This window comes from Mesorhizobium sp. M00.F.Ca.ET.216.01.1.1 (assembly GCF_004010325.2).
In the GTDB taxonomy this organism is placed as follows: domain Bacteria; phylum Pseudomonadota; class Alphaproteobacteria; order Rhizobiales; family Rhizobiaceae; genus Mesorhizobium.
Window position 1 is genome coordinate 1 of record NZ_SADR02000072.1, and the last position, 1,394, is coordinate 1,394.

At 60.9% G+C, this 1,394-nt stretch carries 2 protein-coding genes; both read right to left on the reverse strand.

Annotation, left to right across the window (positions count from 1 at the left end; all coding sequences use genetic code 11):
* Positions 1-598, reverse strand: a 598-nt coding sequence (fixJ, locus tag EN859_RS35045) for a response regulator FixJ (RefSeq protein WP_135913582.1), incomplete at its 3' end; no start/stop codon positions are given.
* A partial coding sequence (locus EN859_RS35050; protein ID WP_127857183.1) for an ATP-binding protein occupies positions 585-1,394 on the reverse strand: 810 nt, incomplete at its 5' end. The genes EN859_RS35050 and fixJ, both read right to left, overlap by 14 nt.

Consider the following 1,394-nt stretch of genomic DNA (forward strand, 5'->3'; position numbering starts at 1 on the left):
CGATCAACGCCATACGCACGAGGTGCGACAGGCTGCTCGCGCCCATCTTACTCATGACATTGGCGCGGTGGATCTCGACCGTGCGCGGACTGATCCCCAGATCATACGCGATCGTCTTGTTCGGCATGCCAGACACAAGACCATCCAGCACCTGCCGCTCCCGTTCCGACAGCGTCGACAGGCGACCGCGAATTTCCGTGGATTGAGGATGCGCTGCCGGCGCCTGATTGCGATTGTCCAAGGCGGAGCGAATCGCATCGATCAGCGCATTATCGTCGAATGGCTTTTCAATAAAATCGGTCGCGCCTTCCTTCATCGCCTGAACAGCGAGCGTCACATCGGCATGACCCGTCATTACAATGACCGAGACCCCATGCCCGCGGGCCTTGAGTTGCCGCAGGAACTCGATGCCGTCGACGCCCGGCATGCGCACGTCAGTCACGATGCAGCCATCGATCTTGTCCGGCGCCGTAGCCAGGAAAGCCGTCGCCGACTCGTGCAGGCGCACGGCGAAGTCGGCCGTCGCCAGAAGAAAGCCAAGCGACTTGCGAACCTCGATGTCGTCGTCGACCACATGCACAAGATCATTCCCCGCCATTGGTGACCTCTTCCTTATCCACGATGCGCAAGGTGAACCGGAAAGCGGTTCCTCCAGCCGGCATTGCCTCGGCCCAGATGTGACCGCCGTGCGATTCGACGATGGTGCGGCAAATCGAGAGACCGACTCCCATGCCTTGCTTCTTGGTGGTGACGAAAGGCTGGAAAAGCTGGGCCGAGACCTCCGGCGCCAGACCAGCGCCCGTATCGATCACACTCACTTCGGCCATTCCGTCGTCCCTGGCAACGGTCATGACATGCAGCTCACGGCGTGGTGCACCCTGCATGGCCTCCACCGCGTTGCGCATCAGGTTGAGCAGAACCTGCTGAATCTGGATGCGATCGGTCAAGACCAGTTCGGCTGCAGGATCAAGCTTGTAGCTGACGCGCACATCGGCTTCCCTTGCGCCGACCAGGGCCAAGGACGAGGCTTCTTCGATCAGCGTCGGCAAGCGCTGAACGTTACGCTCGCTCTCGCCTCTGGCCACGAAATCCCGGAGATGGCGAATGACATCTCCGGCCCTCAAGGCCTGCTCCGCTGCTTTTTCGACGGCCTCTCGCAGCATCGGAGCATGCTCTTCAGCGCTTTTTTCGAGAAGCCGGCGGCTGCCCTTGAGGTAGTTCGTGATCGCCGTAAGCGGCTGGTTGATCTCATGCGCCAATGTCGAGGCCATTTCGCCAAGCGCGGTAAACCGCGCCATGTGGAGAAGCTCCTGCTGCTGCTCCTGTATCCTTGCCTCTGCCCTGTGGCGCTCGGTCAAGTCGCGGCAGAACCCGGTAAAGAAGCGTCCGGTTCC